22 protein-coding genes, 1 tRNA gene and 1 pseudogene are annotated in these 22,743 nt (G+C 68.1%); 15 read left to right on the top strand and 9 right to left on the bottom strand.

Translation table 11 applies throughout. The features are described 5' to 3' along the window. Positions 1-11: 11 nt before the first annotated feature. The 5 genes and pseudogenes from GJV80_RS25000 to selD all read right to left on the bottom strand — a co-directional run bounded on the left by GJV80_RS25000 (position 12) and on the right by selD (position 4,446). Positions 12-137 carry a glycoside hydrolase family 15 protein gene (locus GJV80_RS25000; RefSeq protein WP_370518849.1) on the bottom strand — a complete coding sequence of 42 codons (126 nt, stop codon included), beginning with the start codon at positions 135-137 and terminating at the stop codon, positions 12-14. A gap of 49 nt (positions 138-186) precedes the next feature. Then, positions 187-1,815 (bottom strand): annotated as a pseudogene (locus GJV80_RS08540) (glycoside hydrolase family 15 protein); the annotation flags it as partial. Beyond that, a complete protein-coding gene (locus GJV80_RS08535; protein ID WP_154687533.1) occupies positions 1,812-2,816 on the bottom strand; it encodes an SDR family oxidoreductase in 1,005 nt (334 codons plus the stop codon). The gene GJV80_RS08535 and the pseudogene GJV80_RS08540, both read right to left, overlap by 4 nt. Positions 2,817-2,844: 28 nt before the next feature. Then, positions 2,845-3,381 carry a DUF1360 domain-containing protein gene (locus GJV80_RS08530; RefSeq protein WP_154687532.1) on the bottom strand — a complete coding sequence of 179 codons (537 nt, stop codon included), beginning with the start codon at positions 3,379-3,381 and terminating at the stop codon, positions 2,845-2,847. A gap of 81 nt (positions 3,382-3,462) precedes the next feature. Beyond that, positions 3,463-4,446, bottom strand: coding sequence for a selenide, water dikinase SelD (selD, locus tag GJV80_RS08525; RefSeq protein WP_154690133.1), 984 nt, complete (start codon positions 4,444-4,446; stop codon positions 3,463-3,465). A 78-nt stretch (positions 4,447-4,524) separates the two neighbouring features. On the opposite strand from selD, the gene GJV80_RS08520 reads away from it, so the two are divergent. The 6 genes from GJV80_RS08520 to GJV80_RS08495 all read left to right on the top strand — a co-directional run bounded on the left by GJV80_RS08520 (position 4,525) and on the right by GJV80_RS08495 (position 11,343). Then, a tRNA-Sec gene (locus tag GJV80_RS08520) sits at positions 4,525-4,620 on the top strand. Positions 4,621-4,715: 95 nt separating this feature from the next. Further along, the gene (gene selA, locus GJV80_RS08515; protein ID WP_154687531.1) at positions 4,716-6,020 is read left to right on the top strand and encodes an L-seryl-tRNA(Sec) selenium transferase; all 1,305 of its coding nucleotides are present in this window, start codon (positions 4,716-4,718) and stop codon (positions 6,018-6,020) included. A 3-nt stretch (positions 6,021-6,023) separates the two neighbouring features. Next, positions 6,024-7,829, top strand: coding sequence for a SelB C-terminal domain-containing protein (locus tag GJV80_RS08510; protein WP_154687530.1), 1,806 nt, complete (start codon positions 6,024-6,026; stop codon positions 7,827-7,829). Between the two features lie 191 nt (positions 7,830-8,020). Beyond that, complete coding sequence (locus tag GJV80_RS08505) at positions 8,021-8,881, top strand: hypothetical protein (RefSeq protein ID WP_154687529.1); 861 nt, start codon at positions 8,021-8,023, stop codon at positions 8,879-8,881. Positions 8,882-8,897: 16 nt separating this feature from the next. Next, positions 8,898-10,640 (top strand): GAF domain-containing protein, encoded by a 1,743-nt coding sequence (locus tag GJV80_RS08500; RefSeq protein WP_154687528.1) that lies wholly within the window; start codon positions 8,898-8,900, stop codon positions 10,638-10,640. A gap of 37 nt (positions 10,641-10,677) precedes the next feature. Continuing rightward, a complete protein-coding gene (locus GJV80_RS08495) occupies positions 10,678-11,343 on the top strand; it encodes a response regulator transcription factor (protein WP_154687527.1) in 666 nt (221 codons plus the stop codon). A 21-nt stretch (positions 11,344-11,364) separates the two neighbouring features. Here GJV80_RS08495 and GJV80_RS08490 read toward each other — a convergent pair whose 3' ends face one another. Both GJV80_RS08490 and GJV80_RS08485 read right to left on the bottom strand, forming a co-directional pair. After that, positions 11,365-11,928, bottom strand: a complete 564-nt coding sequence (locus GJV80_RS08490) for a hypothetical protein (RefSeq protein WP_154687526.1) — start codon at positions 11,926-11,928, stop codon at positions 11,365-11,367. 205 nt (positions 11,929-12,133) lie between these two features. Further along, positions 12,134-12,790 (bottom strand): hypothetical protein, encoded by a 657-nt coding sequence (locus tag GJV80_RS08485; protein WP_154687525.1) that lies wholly within the window; start codon positions 12,788-12,790, stop codon positions 12,134-12,136. A 297-nt stretch (positions 12,791-13,087) separates the two neighbouring features. On the opposite strand from GJV80_RS08485, the gene GJV80_RS08480 reads away from it, so the two are divergent. From GJV80_RS08480 to GJV80_RS08470, 3 genes are all read left to right on the top strand, one after another. Then, positions 13,088-14,134 carry a calcium:proton antiporter gene (locus GJV80_RS08480; RefSeq protein ID WP_154687524.1) on the top strand — a complete coding sequence of 349 codons (1,047 nt, stop codon included), beginning with the start codon at positions 13,088-13,090 and terminating at the stop codon, positions 14,132-14,134. A gap of 151 nt (positions 14,135-14,285) precedes the next feature. Continuing rightward, positions 14,286-14,696 (top strand): hypothetical protein, encoded by a 411-nt coding sequence (locus GJV80_RS08475; RefSeq protein ID WP_154687523.1) that lies wholly within the window; start codon positions 14,286-14,288, stop codon positions 14,694-14,696. Between the two features lie 90 nt (positions 14,697-14,786). Further along, positions 14,787-15,980 carry an FAD-binding domain gene (locus GJV80_RS08470; RefSeq protein WP_154687522.1) on the top strand — a complete coding sequence of 398 codons (1,194 nt, stop codon included), beginning with the start codon at positions 14,787-14,789 and terminating at the stop codon, positions 15,978-15,980. Positions 15,981-16,028: 48 nt separating this feature from the next. On the opposite strand, the gene GJV80_RS08465 is transcribed toward GJV80_RS08470, so the two are convergent. Continuing rightward, positions 16,029-16,700 (bottom strand): Type 1 glutamine amidotransferase-like domain-containing protein, encoded by a 672-nt coding sequence (locus GJV80_RS08465; RefSeq protein WP_154687521.1) that lies wholly within the window; start codon positions 16,698-16,700, stop codon positions 16,029-16,031. A 225-nt stretch (positions 16,701-16,925) separates the two neighbouring features. Here GJV80_RS08465 and GJV80_RS08460 point away from each other — a divergent pair, with 225 nt between their 5' ends. Beyond that, positions 16,926-17,219 (top strand): YciI family protein, encoded by a 294-nt coding sequence (locus GJV80_RS08460; protein WP_230208273.1) that lies wholly within the window; start codon positions 16,926-16,928, stop codon positions 17,217-17,219. Positions 17,220-17,286: 67 nt separating this feature from the next. On the opposite strand, the gene GJV80_RS08455 is transcribed toward GJV80_RS08460, so the two are convergent. Further along, positions 17,287-17,724, bottom strand: coding sequence for a VOC family protein (locus tag GJV80_RS08455; RefSeq protein ID WP_154687520.1), 438 nt, complete (start codon positions 17,722-17,724; stop codon positions 17,287-17,289). 141 nt (positions 17,725-17,865) lie between these two features. Between GJV80_RS08455 and GJV80_RS08450 the strand changes: the two genes are divergently transcribed. From GJV80_RS08450 to GJV80_RS08430, 5 genes are all read left to right on the top strand, one after another. Beyond that, positions 17,866-18,822: a phosphotransferase enzyme family protein gene (locus GJV80_RS08450; RefSeq protein WP_154687519.1), complete on the top strand. Its 957-nt coding sequence runs from the start codon at positions 17,866-17,868 to the stop codon at positions 18,820-18,822. 212 nt (positions 18,823-19,034) lie between these two features. Continuing rightward, on the top strand, positions 19,035-20,057 hold the full coding sequence (locus GJV80_RS08445; RefSeq protein WP_154687518.1) for a DUF5937 family protein: 1,023 nt from the start codon (positions 19,035-19,037) through the stop codon (positions 20,055-20,057). Between the two features lie 105 nt (positions 20,058-20,162). Then, positions 20,163-21,380 carry an FAD-dependent monooxygenase gene (locus GJV80_RS08440; RefSeq protein WP_154687517.1) on the top strand — a complete coding sequence of 406 codons (1,218 nt, stop codon included), beginning with the start codon at positions 20,163-20,165 and terminating at the stop codon, positions 21,378-21,380. Between the two features lie 114 nt (positions 21,381-21,494). Next, complete coding sequence (locus GJV80_RS08435; protein ID WP_154687516.1) at positions 21,495-22,073, top strand: GNAT family N-acetyltransferase; 579 nt, start codon at positions 21,495-21,497, stop codon at positions 22,071-22,073. An 18-nt stretch (positions 22,074-22,091) separates the two neighbouring features. Next, a complete protein-coding gene (locus GJV80_RS08430; RefSeq protein ID WP_154687515.1) occupies positions 22,092-22,730 on the top strand; it encodes an HD domain-containing protein in 639 nt (212 codons plus the stop codon). Positions 22,731-22,743 lie beyond the last annotated feature (13 nt).

The following is a 22,743-nucleotide window of genomic DNA, read 5'->3' as shown; positions in this document are numbered from 1 at the left end:
GGCCAGCGGGATCAGGAACCGGAGGTGTTGTCGGCGCCCAGGCGCTGGGCGCCCTCAAGCAACAACGCGTGTACGAACGCCTGCGGGAAGTTGCCGCGCAGTTGGCGCTGATCGACGTCGAACTCCTCCGAAAGGATTCCCGGCGGCCCGCAGACGCTGCGCTGGATGTCGAAGTAGCGGTAGGCCTTCAGCCGGTTCCCCCTGCTGGAGATGGGCCAGGCTGAGGATGAATCCGCACAGCGTGAAGGCCCCCTCGGCAGCGCCCAGGGGTCGCTCGTCAGGTCGGAAACGATAGACGTGCCCGTCCATCACCAGATCCTTCTCCACCTGACGCAGGGTGGCGACGGTCCGCGGGTCGTCGGCGGCCAGCGCGCCCCGCACCGGTGGTAGCGCCAGTGAGGCGTCGACGCCCGGATCATCGGGGCTGCGCTGCCACCAGCCGCCGCGGGAGAGTCCTCGCCGGGTGGTCTCGGCCAGGATCGCGTCGGCCAGGGCGCTGATCCGGGCCGACTGGGTGGCCGGTGCCTCGCGGCCGATCGCGCGGAGTGCCGCGACGACGCAGAGCCGCGACTGGGTCCACCAGGCGTCGTCGAGCTCCCAGATGCCGGCGTCGGGCTTGTGCCAGCGCCGCTCGATCACGTCGATGGCGATGTCGATCGCCTGGTGGTGATCATGACCGAGCCGGTCCAACCGGGCACCGGCGGCCAACAGTTGCAGCAGTTCGCCGACCGCGTCGAGCTGGAACTGCCTGTTGGCCTGGTTGCCGACGCGGGCGACTCCTCCCGGGTAGCCCGGCAGATCGTCGAGCTCGGTCTCGTCGGGAACGTCGCTGCCGTCGATTCGGTACGCCGGCGCCAGCCGATCGCCGTGCTCCAGCAGCCGGGCAGTGGTGAACTCCAGGGCGTTGTCCAACAGCGGCAGGGCCCGGTCGCCGACCGCGCCGGCCAGCCCGGCGTAGGCCTGATCGCGGATCCAGACATAGCGGTAGTCGTAGTTGCGGCCGCGTTCGGCCCGCTCGGGCAGGCCGAGGGTTGCTGCAGCGACCATCCCTCCGGCCGGACTGGTCAGACCACGCAGCAACACGTACGCCTGCTGAGCATCCCGTGGCGCCGCGGTGCCGGAGAGGTCGGGCCGGCCCTGCTGCCAGCGCTCCTGCGTGGTCTGCCACAACCGGTCGGGGTCGGGTCGGTCGGGCAGCGGTCGATCACTGATCTCCAACACCAGGTCGTAGCGCCGGCCGGGTTCGACGATCAGGTCCCCGCGGAACCGGTCATCGCTCCACCGGCCCTCCGGCGCGCCGGTCCAGCGCACGTACAGCGGGCCCAGCCGCCAGGTCCAGTCGCCGTTCTCAGATTGCTCGTTGTGCTGCTTGTCGTGCTGGCTGCGATGGTGGCGGCGTTCGGTCATCGGGGTGGCGCCGAAGTCGCCGCGTAGCTGCAGGTCGATGTGGACCCGGTTGCGTCGTTCGGCAGTGATCCGCCGCAGCAGCACCAGCCGGTGCGGGTCGCCGGGGTAGGCCAGAGCCTCGCGGCAGCCGACGATGGCGTGTTCCCGGACCACCCAGCGGCTGTTCCAGATCAGGCTCCCGTCCTCGTAGCTGCCGCCCCAGACGAACGGCATGGTCGGTGTGACGGCATAGATCCCGGGTCCGCCGATCAGTTGGGAAATGACGGCGGGGGAATCCCAGGACGGTGCACACAGCCAGCCGATCTCACCGCGTGGTCCGAGCACGGCACCCCGTGACCCGTCGGCCAGCAGGGCGTACTCCCGCAGGACATGCAGCGGGTAGTCGTCGGTCAGCGTGTGCCGGTTCACCGCCGGACCTTGCGGACCAACACACCGGTCCCCGCGGCCAGCGCCGCGGCTGCTCCCAGGAGCTTGTACTTGTTGCGGGCGAGTGCGAGTTGCGGTGCCCGGGCCTTGGCCTGATCGTCGAAGGCGCCGTGGGCGCCGAAGTCGGCTCCCTCCGGGCCGTCGGCCGGCTCCCAGAGATTGACGGGTGCATCGGGATCCTGCGGTTCCCCGGTCTGTTGGCTCCGATAGCCGGTCCGGGCCAGATACCGGTCGAGCAGTCCGGGTGCGACCTTGTTGCCGAGAATGGTCAGCACGGTGCTGGCACCCACCCAGTATTCGCGCTGCCGGGGATGGTCGGCGGCGTACAGCACGGCCTGCGCCGCGATCTCGGGCTGGTAGATCGGCGGCACCGGTTGGGCCTTCTGGGGCATCCGGGACAGCAGCCAGCGGAACTGTGGGGTGTTCACACCGGGCATGTGCACCATCGTCGTGTGCACGTTGCTCTTGTCGTGCAGCAGTTCGACCCGGAGCGCCTCGTTGAAGCCGCGGATGCCGTGCTTGGCGCCGCAGTATGCCGATTGCAGGGGGATCGACCGGTAGGCCAGGGCGGAACCCACCTGGACGATCGTCCCCCGGTTTCGGGCCAGCATGCGCTGCAGCACCGCTGAGGTGCAGTAGACGAATCCGAGGTAGGACACCTCAGTGGTCCTGCGGAACTCCTCGGTCGTCATCTTCTTGAACGGGGAGAACACCGAACTGAATGCAGCGTTGACCCAGACGTCGATCGGCCCGAGCTCGGTCTCGACCCGTTCCACGGCGGCCTCGACCGCGTCGGCGTCACTGACGTCGACCGGAACGACCAGCGGTGTGCCGCCACGGAGGCGTACGTCCTCGGCTGCGGCCTGCAACCCCTTCTCTCCTCGGGCCAGCAACGCGACCGCAGCTCCACGTTCGGCGAACGCCCGGGCGCAGGCCCGGCCGATTCCGCCGGAGGCACCGGTGACGACGACTACAGAGGACATGGGCTCCTTCTCCGGGGAATGTGTGTGCTCACTGGTGCTGCTGGCGTTGTTCGGCCAGCGAGTAGCCGAAGTGCAGGAAGTCGGCGATCGCCAGTTCGCTGAACACGGCCATGGCCAGCCGCGTCAGGGTCGGTGCGAAGACCTGTCCTGCGCCGAATCCGGTGGCAATCCAGAGTCCGATGCAGAACGGGCAGCTGATCAGCTCTCCGACGGCTTTCTGCATCCCGGTGCCGCGGACCTCCTCACTGAGTTCGGCCTCGCCCGAGGTGCCGAGGTAGCGAGTGAACGGTGCGCGTAAAGGACTGGTCACCGGATCCTTGGAGATCAGCCGGGCGACCTTGTGGGTCGCGACGCCGGCCAACATGATGTCCAGGACGCCCGGCGGCCCGGCACGGCGGAGGCGCCGGCCGACCAGGGTCAGTCCGCCAGCCAGTCCGCCGTAGGTGGCCATCACGGTGAGGTAGGCGCCGAGCGGCCGGTCTGCGGATCCGGAGTATTCGGCTGCCACCCGCTGCCACCAGTGTCGGTGTGCGTGTCCGGGCGCGGTGCTTGCTGCCGCTGCCATGGCACCTCCTGTCGTGACGATCCTGGACAGTCGGCCTGTGCCCAGCCACGGCAGGCTTCAATCACCGGGCCAAGTTGCCCCTCAGCGAATGATCAGCCGGTAATCGCCGGCAGCTACGACCTCACCGATCACCGGATAGCCGGGCACCTCGCCGACCACCAGCAGCCCGCCGCTGGTCTGCGCGTCGGCCAGCAAGATCAACTCGTCCTCGCCGACGCCGGAGACCAGCTGCGGCGTGACCCAATCAAGATTGCGCCGGGTCCCGCCGCTGACGAAACCGTCGGCCAGCGCCTGCCGGGCACCGTCCAGATAGGGCACGGCCGCAGCGTCGATGATCAACGACACCCCGGAGGCACGGGCCAGTTTGTAGCCGTGGCCGAGCAGGCCGAAACCGGTGATGTCGGTGGCGGCCACCGCGCCGGCGTCGAGGGCTGCCCGGGACGCGTCGGCATTCAGCGTCGCCATCGATTCGATCGCCTCGGTGAACACCTCGCCGGTGGCCTTGTGCCGGTTATTCAGTACGCCGACGCCGAGCGGCTTGGTCAGGGTCAGCGGCAGTCCGGGGCGTGCCGTGTCGTTACGCAGCAGCCGGTCCGGATGGACCAGTCCGGTGATCGCCAGACCGTACTTGGGTTCCGGGTCGTCGATGCTCTGCCCGCCCGCCAGATGCATCCCGGCCTGCCGGGCGATCTGCGCTCCGCCGCGCAGCACCTCGGCCAGCAGTTCCATCGGCAACACGTCCTGCGGCCAGCCGACCAGATTCAGGCCGACCAGCGGTTCGCCGCCCATCGCGTAGATGTCGGACAGCGCGTTCGCGGCGGCGATCCGGCCGAAGTCGTAGGCGTCGTCGACGACCGCGGTGAAGAAATCGGTGGTCGCCACAACGGCCCGGTCCGCAGCGATCTTGACCACGGCCGCGTCGTCGCCGGTGTCGAGTCCGACCAGAAGATCATCCGACACGGCCGGCATCAGCCCAGTGACCAGCTTCTCCAGTTCTCCCGGCGGAATCTTGCAGGCACAACCGCCGCCGTGGGCGTACTGGGTCAGTCGGTAGCTGCTGCGCAGCTGCGGGGACACGTCGGTGGGCACCCGGCCACTGTAGGACGTGAGGTTGATCCACCGAGGACCGTTAGGGTGGCCAGCGGAGGCGTACAGGTGCCTGGTGGCCCTCCCGGTCTTCAAAACCGGTGAAGCCGAGCAGCTCGGCTTGGCGGGTTCGATTCCCGTCCGTCTCCGCCAAAGTTCCAAGATCGCCGCCAGGATCACCCGCTGTGATCACGACACGCCGCAGGAATCAGGGAATATCTGACCCCTCGGCAGGAAGGGGGAGAGGGGTGGACCACAGGCGCCGGGTGCCGCGGACCGATCGGGTGCTGAATGACGAGAGGCTGCAGGCGGCCCGTCGTCGGCTCGGTCCGGCCCTGGTGAAGCGTGCGGTGATCACGGCACAGCAGCGGGCCCGGGATGGTGAGATCGCCCCGGAGACGGTCGCCGATGCGGCGGTGGCCGCGCTACCCGACTCGGCAGCGAGCATCCGCCCGGTGATCAACGCCACCGGAGTTGTGTTGCACACCAACCTCGGCAGGGCCACGCTGTCGGCTGCGGCGGTGCAGGCACTGGTTCGGGCCGCCGGGCCGACCGACGTCGAGTTCGATCTGGCGGACGGGCACCGTGCCGGGCGCGGCCGTGGTGCGCTGGCTGCCCTGCAGGCCGCGGTGCCGGCCGCCGGTGCCGTGGCGGTGGTGAACAACGGTGCCGCCGCACTGGTGCTGGCGACTACGGCATTGGCGACCGGCCGGGAGGTGATCATCAGCCGCGGCGAGATGGTGGAGATCGGCGACGGCTTCCGACTCCCGGAGTTGATCATGTCAACGGGTGCCCGGTTGCGCGAAGTCGGTACGACGAACCGGACCAAGATCACCGACTATGCCGACGCGATCAGTCCCGACACCGGGTGCATTCTCAAGGTGCATCCGAGCAACTTCCGGGTACAGGGCTTCACCTCCAGCGTGTCGGTCGCTGATCTTGTCCGGCTCGAGGTTCCGGTGGTCGTCGACATCGGCAGCGGACTGCTGGCACCAGACCCGTTGCTGCCGGACGAACCCGACGCCGACAGTACGTTGCGGGCCGGCGCAACCGTGGTCACGGCGAGCGGAGACAAACTGCTCGGCGGACCGCAGGCCGGATTGATCCTCGGCGAGAAGATGATCATCGAACGGCTCCGGCGGCATCCCCTCGCCCGGGCGTTGCGCGTGGACAAGCTCACCCTGGCCGGGCTGGAAGCGACACTGACGGGGCCGGAAACGCCGACCTGGCAGGCGCTGCGCACCGATGCCGAGGTGCTACAGGCCCGGGCGTCGGCGGTGGCCGACGGCGTGGCCGACCTGGTCGACGTGTCTGTCGTGCCGTCCGACGGTGCGGTGGGCGGGGGCGGCGGCGCCGGAGTCGCGCTGCCGGGCTGGGCGGTGGCGCTGCCGGTCGATTTCGCATCGCGGTTGCGCCGAGCGGACCCGCCGGTCGTCGGGCGGGTGGAACGGGACCGATGCCTGCTCGACCTGCGCTGCGTCCCAGCGGAGTCGGACCAGGTGATCATCGACGTGATCCGGGTGGCCGCCGCGCCGGCCGACATGGGACGTTGACCGATGCATGTGATCGCAACGGCAGGTCATGTCGATCATGGAAAGTCGACCTTGGTCCGGGCACTGACCGGCATGGACCCCGATCGGTTCGCCGAGGAGAAGCGTCGCGGCCTGACCATCGACCTCGGTTACGCCTGGACGACGCTCGTCGGCCCTGAGAGGGCTGACGAGGTCGTCGCGTTCGTCGACGTACCCGGCCACGAACGCTTCATCGGCACCATGCTGGCCGGCCTCGGCCCGTCACCGGCGGTGATGTTCGTTGTCGCCGCCGACGAGGGCTGGCGGCAACAGTCCGCCGAACACCTGGCCGCGGTCGACGCGCTCGGACTGACCGAGGGGCTGCTGGTCGTCACGCGCAGTGATCTGGCAGATCCGGCCTCGGCGATGGCCGAAGCAGCGGCCGAGATCGCCGGATCGAGTCTCGGAAAGCTGCCTGCCGTGGCGGTCTCGGGGATCACCGGCGCCGGCCTGGATCAGCTGCGTGCCGAGCTCGCCGGCCTGGTGGGTCGACTCGTCGCTCCGCCCCGCGACGGACGCGTCCGGTTGTGGGTGGACCGTTCGTTCACCATCCGCGGCGCCGGCACCGTGATCACCGCAACGTTGGGCAGCGGGACGTTGCAGGTGGGTGAGGGGTTGCAGCTGGGCAGTCGCGGAGTGAGGATCCGGAGCCTGCAATCCCTGGGCGAGGCTCATGATCAGGTCGCTGCGACCGCACGGGTGGCGGTCAACCTGCGCGGCGTCGGGGTGGCTGACATCGGCCGCGGGGACGCGTTGATCACCCCCGACGCCTGGCCGACCTCGGCCGTGCTCGACGTCGCCTGCCGGCCGGCAGGCGATCGGCAGGTCGATGATCTTCGTGGCGATCTCGTCGTGCACCTGGGCACAGCTGCGGTGCCGGTACGACTTCGCCCGCTCGGGGGCCAGATGGTGCGGCTGACCCTGGCCCGTCCGCTACCGGTCGCGCCGGGTGACCGGCTGGTGCTGCGGGATCCGGGCCGGCACGCGGTCGCCGCCGGTGCGCGGGTGCTCGACGTCGATCCGCCGGAACTGCGCCGCCGGGGAGCTGCCCGGCAGCGGGCCGCTGAACTGGGTCGCCGCGAAACCGCGTCCGACGCCGAGGTGTTGGCCGAGGAGGTCCGACGCCGAGGATTCGTCCGCAGATCGCAACTTCGGCTGCTCGGACTGCCCGTGCACGACCCCGGTCAGTCGGTGATCATCGACGATTGGCTCGTCGACCCGCAGACCTTCAGCCGATGCCAACGGGCGCTCAGCGCTGCCCTGGACGAACAAACCAGGACCAATCCGCTCGACCCGCGTCTGAGCATCGAAGCGGCCAGGCGTCTCACCGGACTGCCCGATCGGGGTCTGGTGCCGCCGCTGGCCCGGGCCGCCGGGCTGATGATCAGCGACGGTCGGGTGATGCGCCGGCGTTCCGTGGATGATCTTGGTGTCGCCGAGACGGGGCTGCGGCAGCTGTCCGACCGGCTCGCGGCCAATCCCTACGCCGCCCCGGAGAAGGCCGACCTGGAGGCCTGGGGCCTCGGACGCAGAGAGCTTGCCGCGGCTGAGCGGGCCGGCCGGATCATCCGCCTGGCCGGCGATGTCGTCCTGCTCCCGACGGCGCCGGCCCGCGCCATGCGCATCCTGACCCGCCTGGACCAGCCGTTCACCACCAGTGCGGCACGACAGGCGCTGGGCAGCACCCGACGGGTGATCATCCCGCTGCTGGAGCATCTCGACCAGCGGGGTTGGACGGTACGCGTCGACGCCGGCCACCGTCGGGTCCGCGGCGGGGCCGTCGGCGGCTGATCCGTCCTGGTGCCCGCAGCGGAAGGCGGGACGCCGCGGTGGGTCGGGCAGGCGACGGGAGCCGGAACTCGCGCCGTAAGGCACCGGTGGCAGTGGCGAAAGTCCCTACGCGCGAGTCGTCGCCTGGACGACAGTGGAGGCATTCCATACACACATGGGGCCAGGTAATGATGATTCTTGATCCGACGCGGATGACTGACGCGTTCCGGCGGGCCGCCGTACGCGCCACGCTGGCGCCGTCGGTGCACAACAGTCAACCGTGGCGGCTGCGGCTGGGACCGGACCGGCTGATCATGATCCCGGATCGCGCACGGCAGCTCGCTGTTCACGACCCGACCGGACGGCAGCTGATCATCAGCTGCGGCTGTGCGTTGTTCAACGCCCGGGCGTCGCTGGCAGCGGACGGCGTACCGGTCGACGTCCACCGATTCCCGGCGGGTGTGGCTGCCGGTGAGCCGTGCGCGGTGATCACGGTCGACGGCGGCAGCGTGGTGGACGACGGAACCATGGCGTTCCTGGACAAGGCTGTCGAGTCCCGACGGACCAATACCCGCCTGTTCAGCGATCAGCCGGTGCCCCAGGAACTGCTTGATCATCTTCAGCTGTCGGCAGCCGAGGAGGGTGCCGAGCTGGCGGTTCTGACCGAACCCGAAGCGCGGCTGGCCGAAGCGCAACATCGTCAGGCCGCCCTGGTGATGCAACTGGATCCCGCGTACCGCACCGAACTGCGGGCCTGGCGGGGTGACCCGGATCGGCTCAGAGGCACCGACCCGAACACTCCCGCGCAGAGCGGTGAACGGCTGGCGTTGATCACCACCGAGCGCGATCATCCCACCGACTGGCTGCGGGCGGCGAGGCGCTGGAGCGAGTCCTGCTCGAAGCCACCCGGTCCGGCTACGCCGTCGGGCTGTCCAGTCAGCTTGCCGAGGTTCCGTCGGTCCGCAGCACGGTGCGTCGAACTCTGCAGACCGACCGGTTCCCCCACGTCCTGCTCCGCATCGGAGTCGCGCCGACGTCGCCGGCCACACGCCGCCGGCGTCTCGGCGAGGTGATCGAGCCGGATCGCTGATGGCCGGCGTCCCGAGCAGTACGGTGGAATTCGTGGACCGGGAAGAAGCAGATCAGCGAATACCTGAGGTTCCCAGGCTCGAGATCGACGAGTTGATCGATCAATTCCTTGATCGAGCCCACGAGCTCAAGCGAGCGCGTGGCCGGGTCTGGGAGCTGTTGCGGAGCATCCAGGCCGTCACCGGCGACCTGTCGCTGGAGCGGGTGTTGCGCCGGATCGTGGAGGCGGCCTGCGAACTCGTCGGCGCGCAGTACGGTGCCCTGGGGGTGATCGGACACGATCGTGGGCTGGAGCAGTTCATCTATGTCGGCGTGGACGGCCAGACGGCCAAGTCGATCGGTGATCTTCCCGAGGGCAAGGGCTTGCTGGGTGCCCTGATCAGCGATCCGCGCCCGATCCGGTTGCGGCACATGGGCGATGACGACCGGTCGGTCGGCTTCCCGCCCGGGCATCCGGACATGGACTCCTTCCTCGGCGTTCCGGTCCGCGTCCGGGACGAGGTGTACGGGAATCTCTACCTGGCCAATAGCGAGAACGGCGAGTTCAGCGCCGACGACGAGGAACTGGTGGTTGCGCTGGCGCTGGCTGCCGGCACGGCGATCAGCAACGCCCGGCTGTATCGCGAGGCCGAGCTCCGGCAACGGTGGCTCGAGGCCTCGGCCGAGGTGCAGGAGCAACTGCTCAGCACCTCCGGTGAGGACCCGTTGCGGACGATCGCGCGGAAATCGATCGTGATCGCCGACGCGGACCTGGTGACGGTCGGGCTGTTGACACCTGCTCGGGACGAGTTCGTCGTCGAGTTCGCCTTCGGCGAGCGCGCCGACGAACTCGTGGCGCAACGCTTCCCGTTGCCCGGGACGATCGGCGAGCGGGTGATCGTCGGCGGGCAGCCGTACATGACCGGCATCATCGGCGACCCGGACTTTCCCGGCAGCCACGTCGCCAGCGTTATCGAGGTCGGCCCGCTGATCTCGCTGCCGCTGCGGGGGAACGAGGAGCCCCGCGGACTGCTCACGGTGGCGCGGAAACGCGGCCGGCAGGCCTTCAGCGACACCGAAGTCTCCATGGCGGCAGTCTTCGCCTCACACGCCAGCGTCGCGCTGGAACTCGCCGACGTCCGAGCGGCAGAGCAGCGGATGATCATGCTGGAGGATCGTGACCGGATCGCTCGCGACCTTCATGATCACGTCATCCAGGAGCTGTTCGCGATCGGTCTGAGCATTGAGGGGGCGGCAGGCCAGTTGCATTCCCATCCGGAGCTGGCCCAACGGTTGCACAGCCGGGTCGAAGATCTTGATCGGGCCATCCGACGCATCCGGACCAGCATCTTCGAGCTGCGCGGCAACGTCGCGATCAGCCGGGAGGGGCTTCGGCAAAGCATCCTCGAAGTGGTCAGTGACGTCACCCCGGCGCTGGGCTTCGCACCCAACGTCACGTTCGCCGGGCTGCTCGATTTGGAGTTCGACGAGTCGCTGACCGCGGACGTGATAGCCACCGTCCGGGAGACGCTGACCAATGTCGCCAAGCACGCGCATGCCACGTCCGTCAAGGTCGATGTGGAGATCGTCCACAACGAGTTGACGATCAACGTCGTGGACAACGGTGTCGGCATCGATAACCCGGGAAGGGCCAGCGGCATCGCCAACCTCAGCGCACGGGCGCACAACCATCGCGGCTCGTTCGTGGTGGCACCGGCGCCCGGCGGTGGGACGGTCGCCAGCTGGAAGGTGATGACCAGATGAGAGCCGTCAATCTAAATGATCAAGCGAGGATGATCACGTGACTACGACCAACCATGATGCCGCCGAGCATCCGATCCGGATCTTCCTGCTTGATGATCATGAGGTGGTTCGCCGTGGAATCGCCGAGTTGCTCGGGGATGTCGCGGGGTTCGAGGTCGTCGGCGAGGCGGGGACGGCCGCCGAGGCACTGCCTCGGGTCCGGGCCTGCCGACCGGATGTCGCGATCCTCGACATGCGACTGCCGGATGGCAGTGGCATCGACGTCTGCCGCGACATCCGCTCGGAGATGCCGACAACGTACTGTCTGATTCTGACCTCCTATGACGATCAGGATGCGGTGCTGTCGTCGGTGCTGGCCGGAGCGTCGGGCTATGTGCTGAAGGAAGTCCGTACGGCCGGTCTGGTCGACGCCATCCGGCAGGTCGCCATGGGGCGGTCGCTGATCGACCCGTCGGTGATCTCCCAGGTGATGACCCAGGTGCAGAACGCCACCCAGACCGATCCCCGGCTTGCCGCGCTCACCGAGCGGGAACGTGAGGTTCTTGACCTGATCGCCGACGGGCTGACCAACCGGCAGATCGGGGAGAAGCTGTTCCTCACCGAGAAGACCGTGAAGAACTATGCGTCCAGCCTCTTCGCCAAGCTCGGTCTGGAACGCCGCAGCCAGGCGGCGGTCTTCGGTGCCCAGCTTCGCAAGAAGTAGGACGCGGCCGCCTGGTCGTGATCAGTAGTCCCCGTATCCACCGTTGTTGCTGTTCCCGCTGTCCCCGTTGCTGTTGCTGCCGGACCGGTCTGCGGCAGGGCCGCTCGGTGTCGCCGCGTGCCAGCTGAAGGACGTACCGTCGAAGGTGTCCTGCTGACCGTCGCCCTTGACGTCTCCTGGAATCATGTCGTAGGCGAACGTGTACAGCGGGGCGCCGTCGAGGGTGACCTGGGTGATGCCATCGGGCCGTTTGATGGTGCCGAGTTTGTCGTTGACGTCGGCCGGCCCGGTCGGCGCCTTCCTGCCCTTGATGGTCAGCGGAGCCCAGATGGCGGTGCAGTCGGCCTTGGCGCACAGGATCCGGCCGGATTTCTCCTGGTCATCCAGATACAGCGTGCGTCCCTTGCTGTTAACCAGAACCTTCCCGATGCCGGATCCGTCGCGGATCGCGACCGTCTGGCCACGCGCACCATCGGGTGCTGCCTGCTGTCCTGACGAACTCGACGGGGAGTTCATCGAATTGCTGCAGCCGGTGATCACCAGCGAGCAGATGCCGGCCACTGCGAACGTGACGGCCTTGCGCATGTGTTTCCTCCTTGTTGTGGGTCCCTATGGGTGGGCGCTCACAGCAGGGAGTACGAATCGATCGCGGAATTCGATCAATCCGGGGTCGTACAGGTTTCGGATCATGCCGGGGTGATCATCAGTTGGGCCGCGGACAGCAGCGTTCGGCGCCGACCTGGGCGGCCGGCGCCGAACCGTTGTGGATCCGCTGAGCGGGAAGGCTGCGTCAGTGGGTCCAGGTGTGGTCGCGGATGTAGGGGAGCCGGGTCCAGTAGCGGCTCAGGCCCCAGGTGACACCCGCAGAGGTTGCGGCCAGTGCGAACAGCGCGAGCCCGTAGATGATGTGGTAATCGACGATCGGGTTGGTCGATCCGCTCGGATCACCGGCGGCGGTGAACCGGAAGGGCGGGAACTCGGTCGCCCACATCATCAGCATGAGCAGCGAGCCGGCGATGGCGGCCGGCCAGAGCGCTATGCCTGCCATGACCGCGACGCCCACAGCGAGCAGGGCGATCATGAACAGCCAGTCGGCCCATCCTGCGCCGGCGATCGCGTGGGCGATACCGGTGAACGGCCCGACCTCGCTCGAGGACAGGAAGCCCTTCGTCGGCGAGCCGCCGTTCAGCCACGCCCTTTCACTCGTGGTTGCGAACCCTAGTCCGAAGGTCTTGTCCAGGAACGCCCACAGGAAGATGAATCCGGTGGCGAACCGGAGCACGGCCAGGATCCGACGGGCCGCGGCGGTGCGTACCGTGGGGACGCTGGCGCGCTGCGTGGAGACCTCGGCAACGTCGCCGGGCCTTCTGACGGCCACCTTCTCCTGTGGTGTGGCGGCGGCACGGGCGACTGGGCCCGCGGTGTGCGTTCCGTGATGAACGCTCATGATCGTTCCTTCCCGAATGGTGATCCGTGTCCGGATCAAAGGCCTTGTTGTTGTCTTCGTCTTTGATCTTGGTCTTTACACCGCTGTCGGCGAACTGCCGAAAGGCGGGACCTCGCGGGACCATGGTCATGTCCGCGGCAGTGGCTCGCGGCAGGTTCGCTGAGATCTTCGCCGAACAGGTCCGCTAGGCTCCCCACTCAGCTCGCTCTCAGCCAGGGCGGGCGGAGGCGTCCGGGGCCGAATCCGTAGAGTTGCCCCGGCAATCCGGCCACCGGCCGATGGAGGGAGCATCCAGGAGTGACGAGGCGGATCCTGTGGGCGGCGACCATCCTCGTCCCGATCGACGTCGTGCTGGCGCTGCTGGGTGTCCACGGCACTGCCCTGTTCATCGTCAGTGCGCTGGCGCTCATCCCGCTCGCGTTCGCGATCGGGGAGTCGACCGACAACGTCGGCGAACACACCGGCCCGGTCGTCGCCGGGCTGCTGAACGCCAGCTTCGGCAACGCTCCCGAGCTGCTGATCAGCCTGTTCGCGGTGCACGAGGGCCTGTTCACCGTCGTTCGTGCCTCGCTCACCGGATCCGTGGTGAGCAACCTGTTACTGGTGCTGGGCACAGCCCTGGTCTTCGGCCGCACGGCGCGTGTCTCCCGACGGTCGGTGTTCGCCAACCTCGGCCAGGTCGCCCTCGCCGCCGGGCTGTTCGGAGTCGCCACGCTGCTTCCTTCGGTATTAACGGGTGGCGAATCCCGGCCGGCCGAGCTGACGTCGTACGCCGTCGTGATCGCCGCGGTGCTGTTGGCCATCTATCTGGTGATCACCACCGTGCACATCCGGCGGGCGGTACGACTGCATCGCGACAACGGTCCGGACGCAAGCGACGGCGCATGGTCCCTGACCCGCGGGCTGGTCACCCTCGGGCTGGCAACAGTCGCCACTGCCGTGGTCAGCGAACTGTTGACCGGCACCATCGAGACCTTCGCCGAGCACACCGGACTCGGACAGTTCTTCACCTCCGCGATCATCATCGCCATCGTCGGGAACGCGGCCGAGCACGGCGGCGCCGTCGTCGTCGCGGCCCGCGGCAATGTCGCGCTGGCCACCGAGATCGGCCTCAGTTCGGCGGCCCAGGTTGCGACCTTCGTCATCCCGGCCGTCGTGCTGATCTCCCTGTTGCTGCAGCCACTGCCGATGGCCTTCCAACCGGTGGAGTTCGTCGGATACGCCCTTGCCGTCCTGGTGCCCGCCGTGCTGCTCGGCCGGGGGCGTGTCAGCCGCGCGAAGGGCGCCGCCCTGGTGATCACCTACGCCGTCGTCGGGGTGCTCTTCTTCGTGGTCAGCCGCTGACCGATCCACCGGCTGTCCCCGCGCTCCCGCCCTGTTTCCGTGGGACCTTGGCCACTGGTGCGCCCGACCGGGTCGGCAAGGCTTGAGGTGGCAGAACTCGCCCCGGCGCGGCGGCTGCCGGCCGGAACAGGTCAACGACAGGGGATGGGTCGTGTCCAAGAAACTAGTGGTGGCAATCTTCGTCTGGAGCCTGCTCGGAATGATCGCGTCGGTAGCCCTGATCATCGCCGCGATCGCGGTTGCCGTCTTGTCCGACAGCCTCATCATGCAAGGCGACGACGTCGTCGGGATCGAGCGGAGCCCGTCGCTTGTCGCAGCGGTCGTCATGGCCTCGGTGGGTGTACTCGTGTTGATCCTGGCGAGCATCGGACAGTTCGTTGCCTGGGTCGGCGCGGTGGTCAACACCTTTGCCCTGGAGGACAAGGCCTGGTTCGTCATCCTGTTGGTGGCGGGCCTGGTGAGTCTCGGGTTCGTGGCCACGCTGATCTACGTCATCATCGGCCCCGACGGCAGCAAGGTCACCGCACCCCGGCAGGGGAGGCCCGTCACGACCGGCGCCTGAGGCCGACCTCGCTCCCTCGCCAGATCCGACCGATAGGTCCAGACTGAACTCCGTGGCGTTGTTCGGGTCAGATCGCTGGAGGTCGGCAGCATGCGGGTGTTGATCGTCGGAGCCGGGATCGCCGGGCCGACCCTGGCGTACTGGTTGCTGCAGGCGGGCCACGAGCCGACGCTGGTCGAACGGGCGCCGGCACTGCGGCGGGGCGGCTATCTGATCGACTTCTGGGGAGCCGGTTTCGAGGTTGCCGATCGGATGGGCATCGTCCCGAGGCTGCAACGGCAGGGGTACGTGATGACAGCGGCCCGGTCGGTGGACCGGAGCGGTCGGCGGATCGCGTCGCTGCGCCTGGACGGCATCGTCGGCTCGACCGAACGCTATGTCAGCATCGCCCGCTCCGACCTGGCGGCGGCGATCTACGACGCTCTCGACGGCGCAGCCGAGTTGATCCTCGGTGACACGGTTCGCGCGCTGGACGACGACGGGCAGCGCGTCCGGGTCACTCTCGAGAGGGGCGGGGAACGGGATTTCGACCTCGTGGTGGGGGCGGACGGACTGCACTCCCGGGTCCGACGGCTCGCCTTCGGCCCGGACCAACAGTTCGAGGACTACCGGAACACCGTGGTGTCGGTCTTCGATGTTCCGGGCTACCGGCCGCGCGACGAACTCGTCGCGATGATGCACGCCGAGGTGGGCTTCCAGGCGGTCCGGGTGTCGCTGCGTGACGACCTGACCATGGCGGTGTTCACGGTCCGCCATGACGGCCCGGTGCCGCTGGACGATGTAGCCGACCAGCAGCAGTTGCTCCGGAAACGCTTGGCCGGGGCCGGCTGGGAGATCCCCGCACTCCTCGACGCCATGCCACCGGCCGACTCGTCGGCTCTCGACACCTTCTATTTCGACGCTGTGAGCCAGATCCGGATGCCGTCCTGGACCCGCGGTCGGATCGCCCTGGTCGGCGACGCGGCGGCGTGCCCGTCGCTGCTGGCCGGTCAGGGTTCGGCTCTTGCCATGGTGGAGGCGTACGTACTGGCAGCGGAGTTGGCGGCCGCCGATGGGGATCATCGGCAGGCGTTCGCCCGGTACCAGTCCCGGCTCGCTCCGTTCCTGGAGTCGAAGCAGCAGGCGGCCCGGCGGCTGGGTTCGGCGTTCGCACCGCGGAACCGACTCCAGTTGCTGGTTCGCAACGCGACGATGGCGTTGATGGGACTGCCCAAGGTGACCGAGCTGGCCATGGGCAGGAGCTTCCACGACGCCATCGAGCTGCCCGCATTCGAACCTGCCTGATCAGCTGCCGCCCTGATCAGGTGGCGGGGCGTTCCCGCGGGAACGTGATCACCACGGGTTGAGCAGCTCCCAGCTGCCCTCGGAGACGACCTCGACCCTGCCGCCGACGACCGAGATGGCCGTCTGGTCGTCGATCGCGTACGCCGGCCCCGGAATGGTCTTCGCCCAGTGACGCGCACTCTCCATGGCGTTGTCCGGCCACCCCGGAAAGTCCAGGTGCGGGAAGATCGAGAAGTCGACGACACCCAACGTCTCGTCGCCGGGAGAGTCGGGCCAGTCGACGAACTGGCTGCCGATGCGTGGAGTCATCACCATGCTGCCGGCGCTGATTCCGACCCAGACCGTCTCGCTCAGTGAGGGCATCAGATCAGTGAAGCCGGACTGTCGGAGCCAGTGGCACAGGTAGGTCGCCTCGCCGCCGTCGACCAGCAGGACATCGGCCTGCCGAACCCACGGGACCCAGCGTTTGGTGCCGATGGTGGGCAGCGCCGTCAGTTCGAGGACGCCGACCGACTTCCAGCCCGACTCGCCGGCCTGCTCACCCGTGGACAGGTCAGCGATCGACTCCCACACCGACGCGGGCGTACACGCCGGCTGCCCCCACTGCGCCGTCGGAACGAAGAGGACGTTGGATTCGGTGATCGGTTTGCCCAGCAGGTCGACCAGTGCGGCGCGGATGCTGGCGTTCCTGATGCCACCGGAGGTGAGCAGCAGTTTCACGGGGGAGCCTTCCTGTGTCGTGCGATCGTCGCGGCTCTACCGGGCGTCGCAGCAACAGCATGGCGCAAGATCAGTTCGATGCCCGGTACGGTCAGTGTGTCGGATTCGGCCGACCCCGTTCGTGGAGCAACTGGAAGGTGCGTGCACCCGGCCCGCGCCACGCGAGAGGAGCAGACATGACCCAATACATCATCTACTTCAACCAGCAATGGGTGGGCGATCACGATGCGGAGTGGTTCGCCGGCCGTGGTCCCCCTGGCCAAGGCCGTCGTGGAGGAGATGAAAGAGGCGGGGGTCTACGTCTACGCCGGCGGCCTGGTCGAGGAGATCGACCAGGCGTTCAGTGCAGACGCCACCAGTGGCGAGTTGATCATCACCGACGGACCGTACGCGGAGACCAAGGAGTTTCTCGGCGGACTGACGATCATCGACGTGCCCGACATCGAGCAGGCGAAGATGTGGGCGGGCAAGGTCGCCGAAGGCTGCGGCTGGCCTCAGGAGCTCCGCGAGGTCAAGTAGTAGCCGGCGACCCGCCCGGATAACGATGGCCGGCGGGGATCGGTCCCCGCCGGCCGTCTGGGGGTGGTCAGGCCCTGGTGAGATCCTGGGCGAGCATGACGATGATGCCGCTCGGGCCGCGGAGATAGGTGAGCTTGTAGACGTCCTGATAGTTGGCCACACCGCGTAACGGGCGGCAGCCGTGCCGTGCAGCGATCTCGAGCGCGGTGTCGATGTCGTCGACGGAGAAGGCGACCCGGTGCATGCCGATCTCGTTGGGCCGGGTGGGTTCGGTATCGATCGCCTCGGGATGCAGATACTCGAAGAGTTCGAGCCGGCCGTGGCCGTCCGGCGTCTGCAGCATGGCGATCTTGACGTGGTTGCCGTCCAGGTCGACGGCGGTGTCTGCCCACTCGCCGCTGATCGTGTCGCGACCGAGGACGGTGAGTCCGAGGTCGGTGAAGAAGGCGATCGTGGCTTCAAGATCACGGACCGCGATGCCGACATTCTCCAGTTTGATGGGCATGGCGCCGCATGCTACTGCCACGGCGGCCGAGCTCGGTCGAGGAAATTCGGTCGTGTCGCCGTCCCGGGCCGGGCTACGGTGCGACAAGGCAGTCGGACGCTGAGGAGTCGCGCGATCACGGATCACCGCAGGGCCGAGGAGTTGGCCAGAGCCGCGTTGTCGGCGTACGACATGCCGCGCGGGACGCGGATCGAGCTGCTTGGCTCGGGGCTCACGATGATCTTCCGGGTCGTCACTACCGACGCCCGCTACGCGCTGCGCGTGCACCGGCGTGGTTACCGGACGACGGCCAACACCCGGGCTGAACTCGCCTACCTGCGTGATCTCGGTACGGCATTGGCCGGATCTGGCGTCCTCCTGCCGAAGCCGGTGCCGGCGCGGACCGGTGACCTGCTGGTCGAGGTGTCCGATGATCAACACGCCGACCTGATCACCTGGGTCGAGGGGGAGGTCCGGCGACCCGGGGACGGCCTCGATCTGACAGCCGTACGGCAGCTCGGCCGGACCCTGGCCCTGATGCATAACGCGGCGCAGGACATCACCCCGGCGGACGGCCTCCCTCGCTGGGACGCCGACGCGATGTTCACGACGGCCGCGTCACCGTTCCGGCCGGTGCTGAACATCGGAGAGATCCTGTCGCCGGCCGACCGGGCGGACTTCGACGACATCGGTGACCGGACGCGTGCGATCTTCGCCGAACTCGGCGACCAGTTCGGGGTCATCCACTGCGACTACATCCTCGGCAACATCCACCTTTCCCGGGTCGGCAACCGCTGGCAGGTCGGGGTGATCGACTTCGGCGACTGCGGCATCGGTTGCTACGTGTACGACGTGTGCCCGCTTCTGGGAAATCTGGCGGGATACCCCGCCGGGCCGTACAACCCGGACTATCCGAGACTCCGCGACGCCTTGCTCGATGGGTATCGCAGCACCCGGCCGTTCCCCGCCGAGTGGGAGCGTCATCTTCCCGTTCTGATGGCGGCCAGGAACGCCAATCACTGCTTGCTGACCGCTGGCCTGGATGTTTCCCCGACTCCCCGCGAGGACGCAGCATGGCGAATGGATCTTGCCAGGATCAGCCTGGAGCTCCCGGTCTGAGCGGGTCCCGCAGGAACATCATCGCGACGGCGGTGGATTCGGTCGAGGCCGAATCATCCGGCGCCGACCCGTGTCCGCGCGATCCTTGACCCTCGGTTGGGCTTCCAACCGAAGTGGGACTGCTGCGATGTCACCATGACCCGTACAACCTGGCAAAGGCGAGTGATGGGTGATCATCCAGGCGGTGGCAACTCTGGCGATAGGACCCGACGATGGTGGCATTCCAGCTGAGCCCGGACATGTTCGGACACACGCGGTTCAACTTCTCTCCACTGGCCGAGCTCGGGTCGGCCTTGGTGCTGTTCGATCAGCCGGCGCGCGCCGGCATCCATCGCCGGTGGTTGCTGCACGCCCGAACAGCGACGCAGGATCTTGACCTGCGGCTGCTGACGGCGCTGTGCCCGGATCGGCCCTTCCTGCCGAGCTTCATGTATCGGGCTGCCGATGAGACTCACGCCTCGATCGATTCACAGCTGGCGCGGTTGGAGCAGGACGGCATCGATGCGATCGCCGACGAGATGGTCAACGTCTGGCAGACCGATTCGATCCCCGGCATCCTCGCCGAGACCTTGCGGCGCGGTGATGCCGGTCTGCGCCGGATCACCGCGGCCCTCGACGGCTTCTGGCGCCGGGCGGTCGAGCCGTACTGGTCGGCGATCGAGTCGGTCCTGGAGGACGACGTCGCGCACCGCGCCGGCCGCATCGTCACCGGCGGCATGTACAGCCTGCTCGAGGACATCCACCCCGAGACGGCGATCGACGGAGACCTGTTCCGCATCAACAAACCGCACCACGTCGACCAGAACACGGTCAACGGCTGCCGCCGGCTGACCCTGGTGCCGTCGGTGTTCAGCTACCCGAAGTTGATCATCGATCACGACGAGACGGAGCACCTCGTCGTGGTGTACGGCGCCCGCGGCGTCGGCCGTACCTGGGAGGGGTTGTTCACCGGCGCGCGGGCATCGGAAACAACGGCCGATGATCATCTGTCTGGTCTGCTCGGACGGACCCGGTCGGTGATCCTCACCCGCCTGGACGTGCCGATGACCACCACCCAACTGGCTGCGGAACTCGACCAGAGCGCCAGCACGATCAGTGAGCATCTCGCCTGCCTGCGGGCGGCCGGACTGCTCACGGCCTGGCGGAGCGGACGCCGCGTCTTCTACCGGCAGACGGCCCTGGCCGGGTCACTGATCGCGGCGAGCGGCGCCGACAGGCTCGACCAGGCGAACTGAGGCGGGCGGCTCGCTTCGGCACCGCCCGAATCGTCGACGCAGGCTCGCGATGCTGGTGGACTCCCGACGGCGGCGCGGTCGGGCGCCGGAGACGGGGGAGCGTTCATGGTGGATTCGGTGTTGATCAGTGGAGCCGGTATCGCCGGGCCTGTGGCGGCCTCGGTGCTCGCCGCGGCCGGCGTGGACGTCACGGTGCTGGAAGTGGCCGACGGTGTCCGCCCGGGCGGTCAGGCGGTCGACATCCGCGGCGCGTCGCGGGTCGTCCTCGATCGGCTGGGACTAGCCGACGCTGCCCAGGACCTCGGATTGCACCAACGCGGCATCGCCGACGTCGAGACCGACGGGCGGCATCTGACCGAGATGACGGTGGAGACCTTCGGCGGCGACGGAATCATTTCGGAGTTGGAGATCCTGCGCGGCGAACTTGCCGAGCTGCTGGTCGCCGACAGCCGGGCCCGGGGTGCTCGCTTCCGGTTCGGCACGCGGATCCAGCAGCTCCTCGATCGCGGTGACACGATCGAGGCGTTGCTCTCCGACGGCAGCTCGATCGACACCGATCTGGTGATCGGCGCGGACGGTCCGCATTCGGCGACCCGTCGGCTGGCATTCGGGCAGAACCCCGATCAACAGTTCGATCCCGTGCGCCCGATCGGCGGCTACATGGCCTGGTTCACCGCTCCGATGATCGCCGACCTCGACGGCTGGTACTGCATGTACAACGAGCCGGGCGGGTTGACGGCGTCGGTCCGACCGGGCCGGACCATCACGCAGTCCAAGGCCAGCCTCGCGTTCGCATCGCAGCCGCTGTCCTACGATCGACGCGATCTGGCCGCCCAGAAGGCGATCCTCCGGCAGCGGTTCGCCGGCGCCGGCTGGCTGGTGCCTCAGCTGTTGGAGGCGGCGGAGTACGCCGACGACTTCTACCTCGACTCATTGGTCCAGATCCAGTTGCCTCAGTGGAGCAAGGGACGCGTGGCGCTGGTCGGCGACGCCGCCTGGTGCCCGACACCGCTCACCGGCTTGGGCACCAGCCTGGCGATCGTCGGTGCCTACGTACTGGGCAACGAGATTGCCACCCGGGCCGAGCTGCCCGCGGCGCTGGCCCGTTACGAGGAGATCATGCGCCCGTATGTGACGACCGGGCAGAAGCTACCCCCGGGCGGGATGCGCGGCTATGCGCCGCAGACCCGTGCCGCGATCACGGCACGGTTGGTCTCGACCCGGCTGATGGTGAGCCGGCCGCTGCGTCCGCTGGCCAAGCGTCTGTTCTTCGAGAAAGCGGAGGCCGTCAATCTTCCCGGATACTCGCTGCAGCATCGCTGACTTCGCTGCCGGCTGCGCGGACTGGGGGACCGGACCGGTTCCGCCCGGTGCGTCTGGCCGGCGTCCCTGAATGTCTTGCTGGACGTTTGGCGCCGAGACGGCTAGAAAGACGACGTGGCCGAGACCTTCGACTTCGCGGCGTTCCCGACGCTCACCAACCGGCGGGTGGTGTTGCGGGAGTGGAAGCCGGAGGACGCCCCGGAGCTCTTCGTCTGGCGCAGTGACCCGGAGGTTCAGAGGTTCAACTCCGCACCGATGCGGGAGGTCGCCGAGGCCGTTGATCTGATCAAGGAACTTCGGGCTGCCTACGAGGCGCACCTGGCGATCCATTGGGCCGTCACCCTCGGCGACCACCGGGCGATCGGGCTCTTCGGCTTCAACGCCTGGGAAAGGTTCCATCGCCGCGCAGAGATCGGCTACGACCTCCGCCGCGACTGTTGGGGACGCGGGTTCGCGACCCAGGCACTCGATGCGATCCTGCGATTCGGGTTCACCCGGATGGGACTCAACCGTGTCGAGGCCCAGACGATCGCCGACAACCACGCGTCCGTCCGGCTCCTGCGACGACTCGGCTTCCAACGGGAGGGTCTGCGTCGGGCGTACTCGATGGAGGAGGACGGCAGCTACCACGACGGCGCGATCTACGGACTGCTCCGGACCAACTACGGTCGCATCGACCGCGCTCCGCAGTGATCAGAAAGCGACACTGACATGCCAGAGCTCATCGCCGGGATCGAGATTCCGGACTCCGGCACGGCTGCCGAGGCAACCCGGCTGGTCGTCGAGGCGGCCACTCCGCTGCTGTTCCACCACTCCCGACGGGTGTTCCTGTTCGGATCGCTCCGCGCAGCTCGGCTCGGCCTGGCGCCGCACCCGGAGCTTCTGTACGTCGCGGCGATGTTCCACGACCTGGGGCTGGTTCGCCCGTTCTCCGACGCGGAACAACGGTTCGAGATCGACGGCGCCGACCACGCCCGACGCTTCCTTCTCGACCGGGGCTGGTCGGCGCAGGCCACCGACGTCGTCTGGAACGCGATCGCACTGCACACCACGCCGGGAATTCCGATCCGGATGGGACCCGAGATCGCCGCCGTGCAGCTGGGCGTGCACGTCGACGCGGTAGGAGCCGGGCTCGACGACCTGCCGCCGGACCTGGTCGCAGAGATCGTCGACGCCCATCCCCGCGACAATTTCAAACGCGCATTCCTGCAGGCGACCTATGACGGCATCAAGGACCGGCCGAACACTACCTACGGCACGGTGAACGCCGACGTCCTGACCCACTTCGAACCGGAGTTTCGGCTCCCCAGCATGGTCGACCGAGTCCTGAACTCGGATTGGGCCGACTGACGGCTCGATCCAT

The organism is Microlunatus sp. Gsoil 973 (assembly GCF_009707365.1).
Classification (GTDB): domain Bacteria; phylum Actinomycetota; class Actinomycetes; order Propionibacteriales; family Propionibacteriaceae; genus Microlunatus.
The sequence above is the reverse complement of the archived record's forward strand: the minus strand, read 5'-3'. Positions and strand labels throughout refer to the sequence as shown.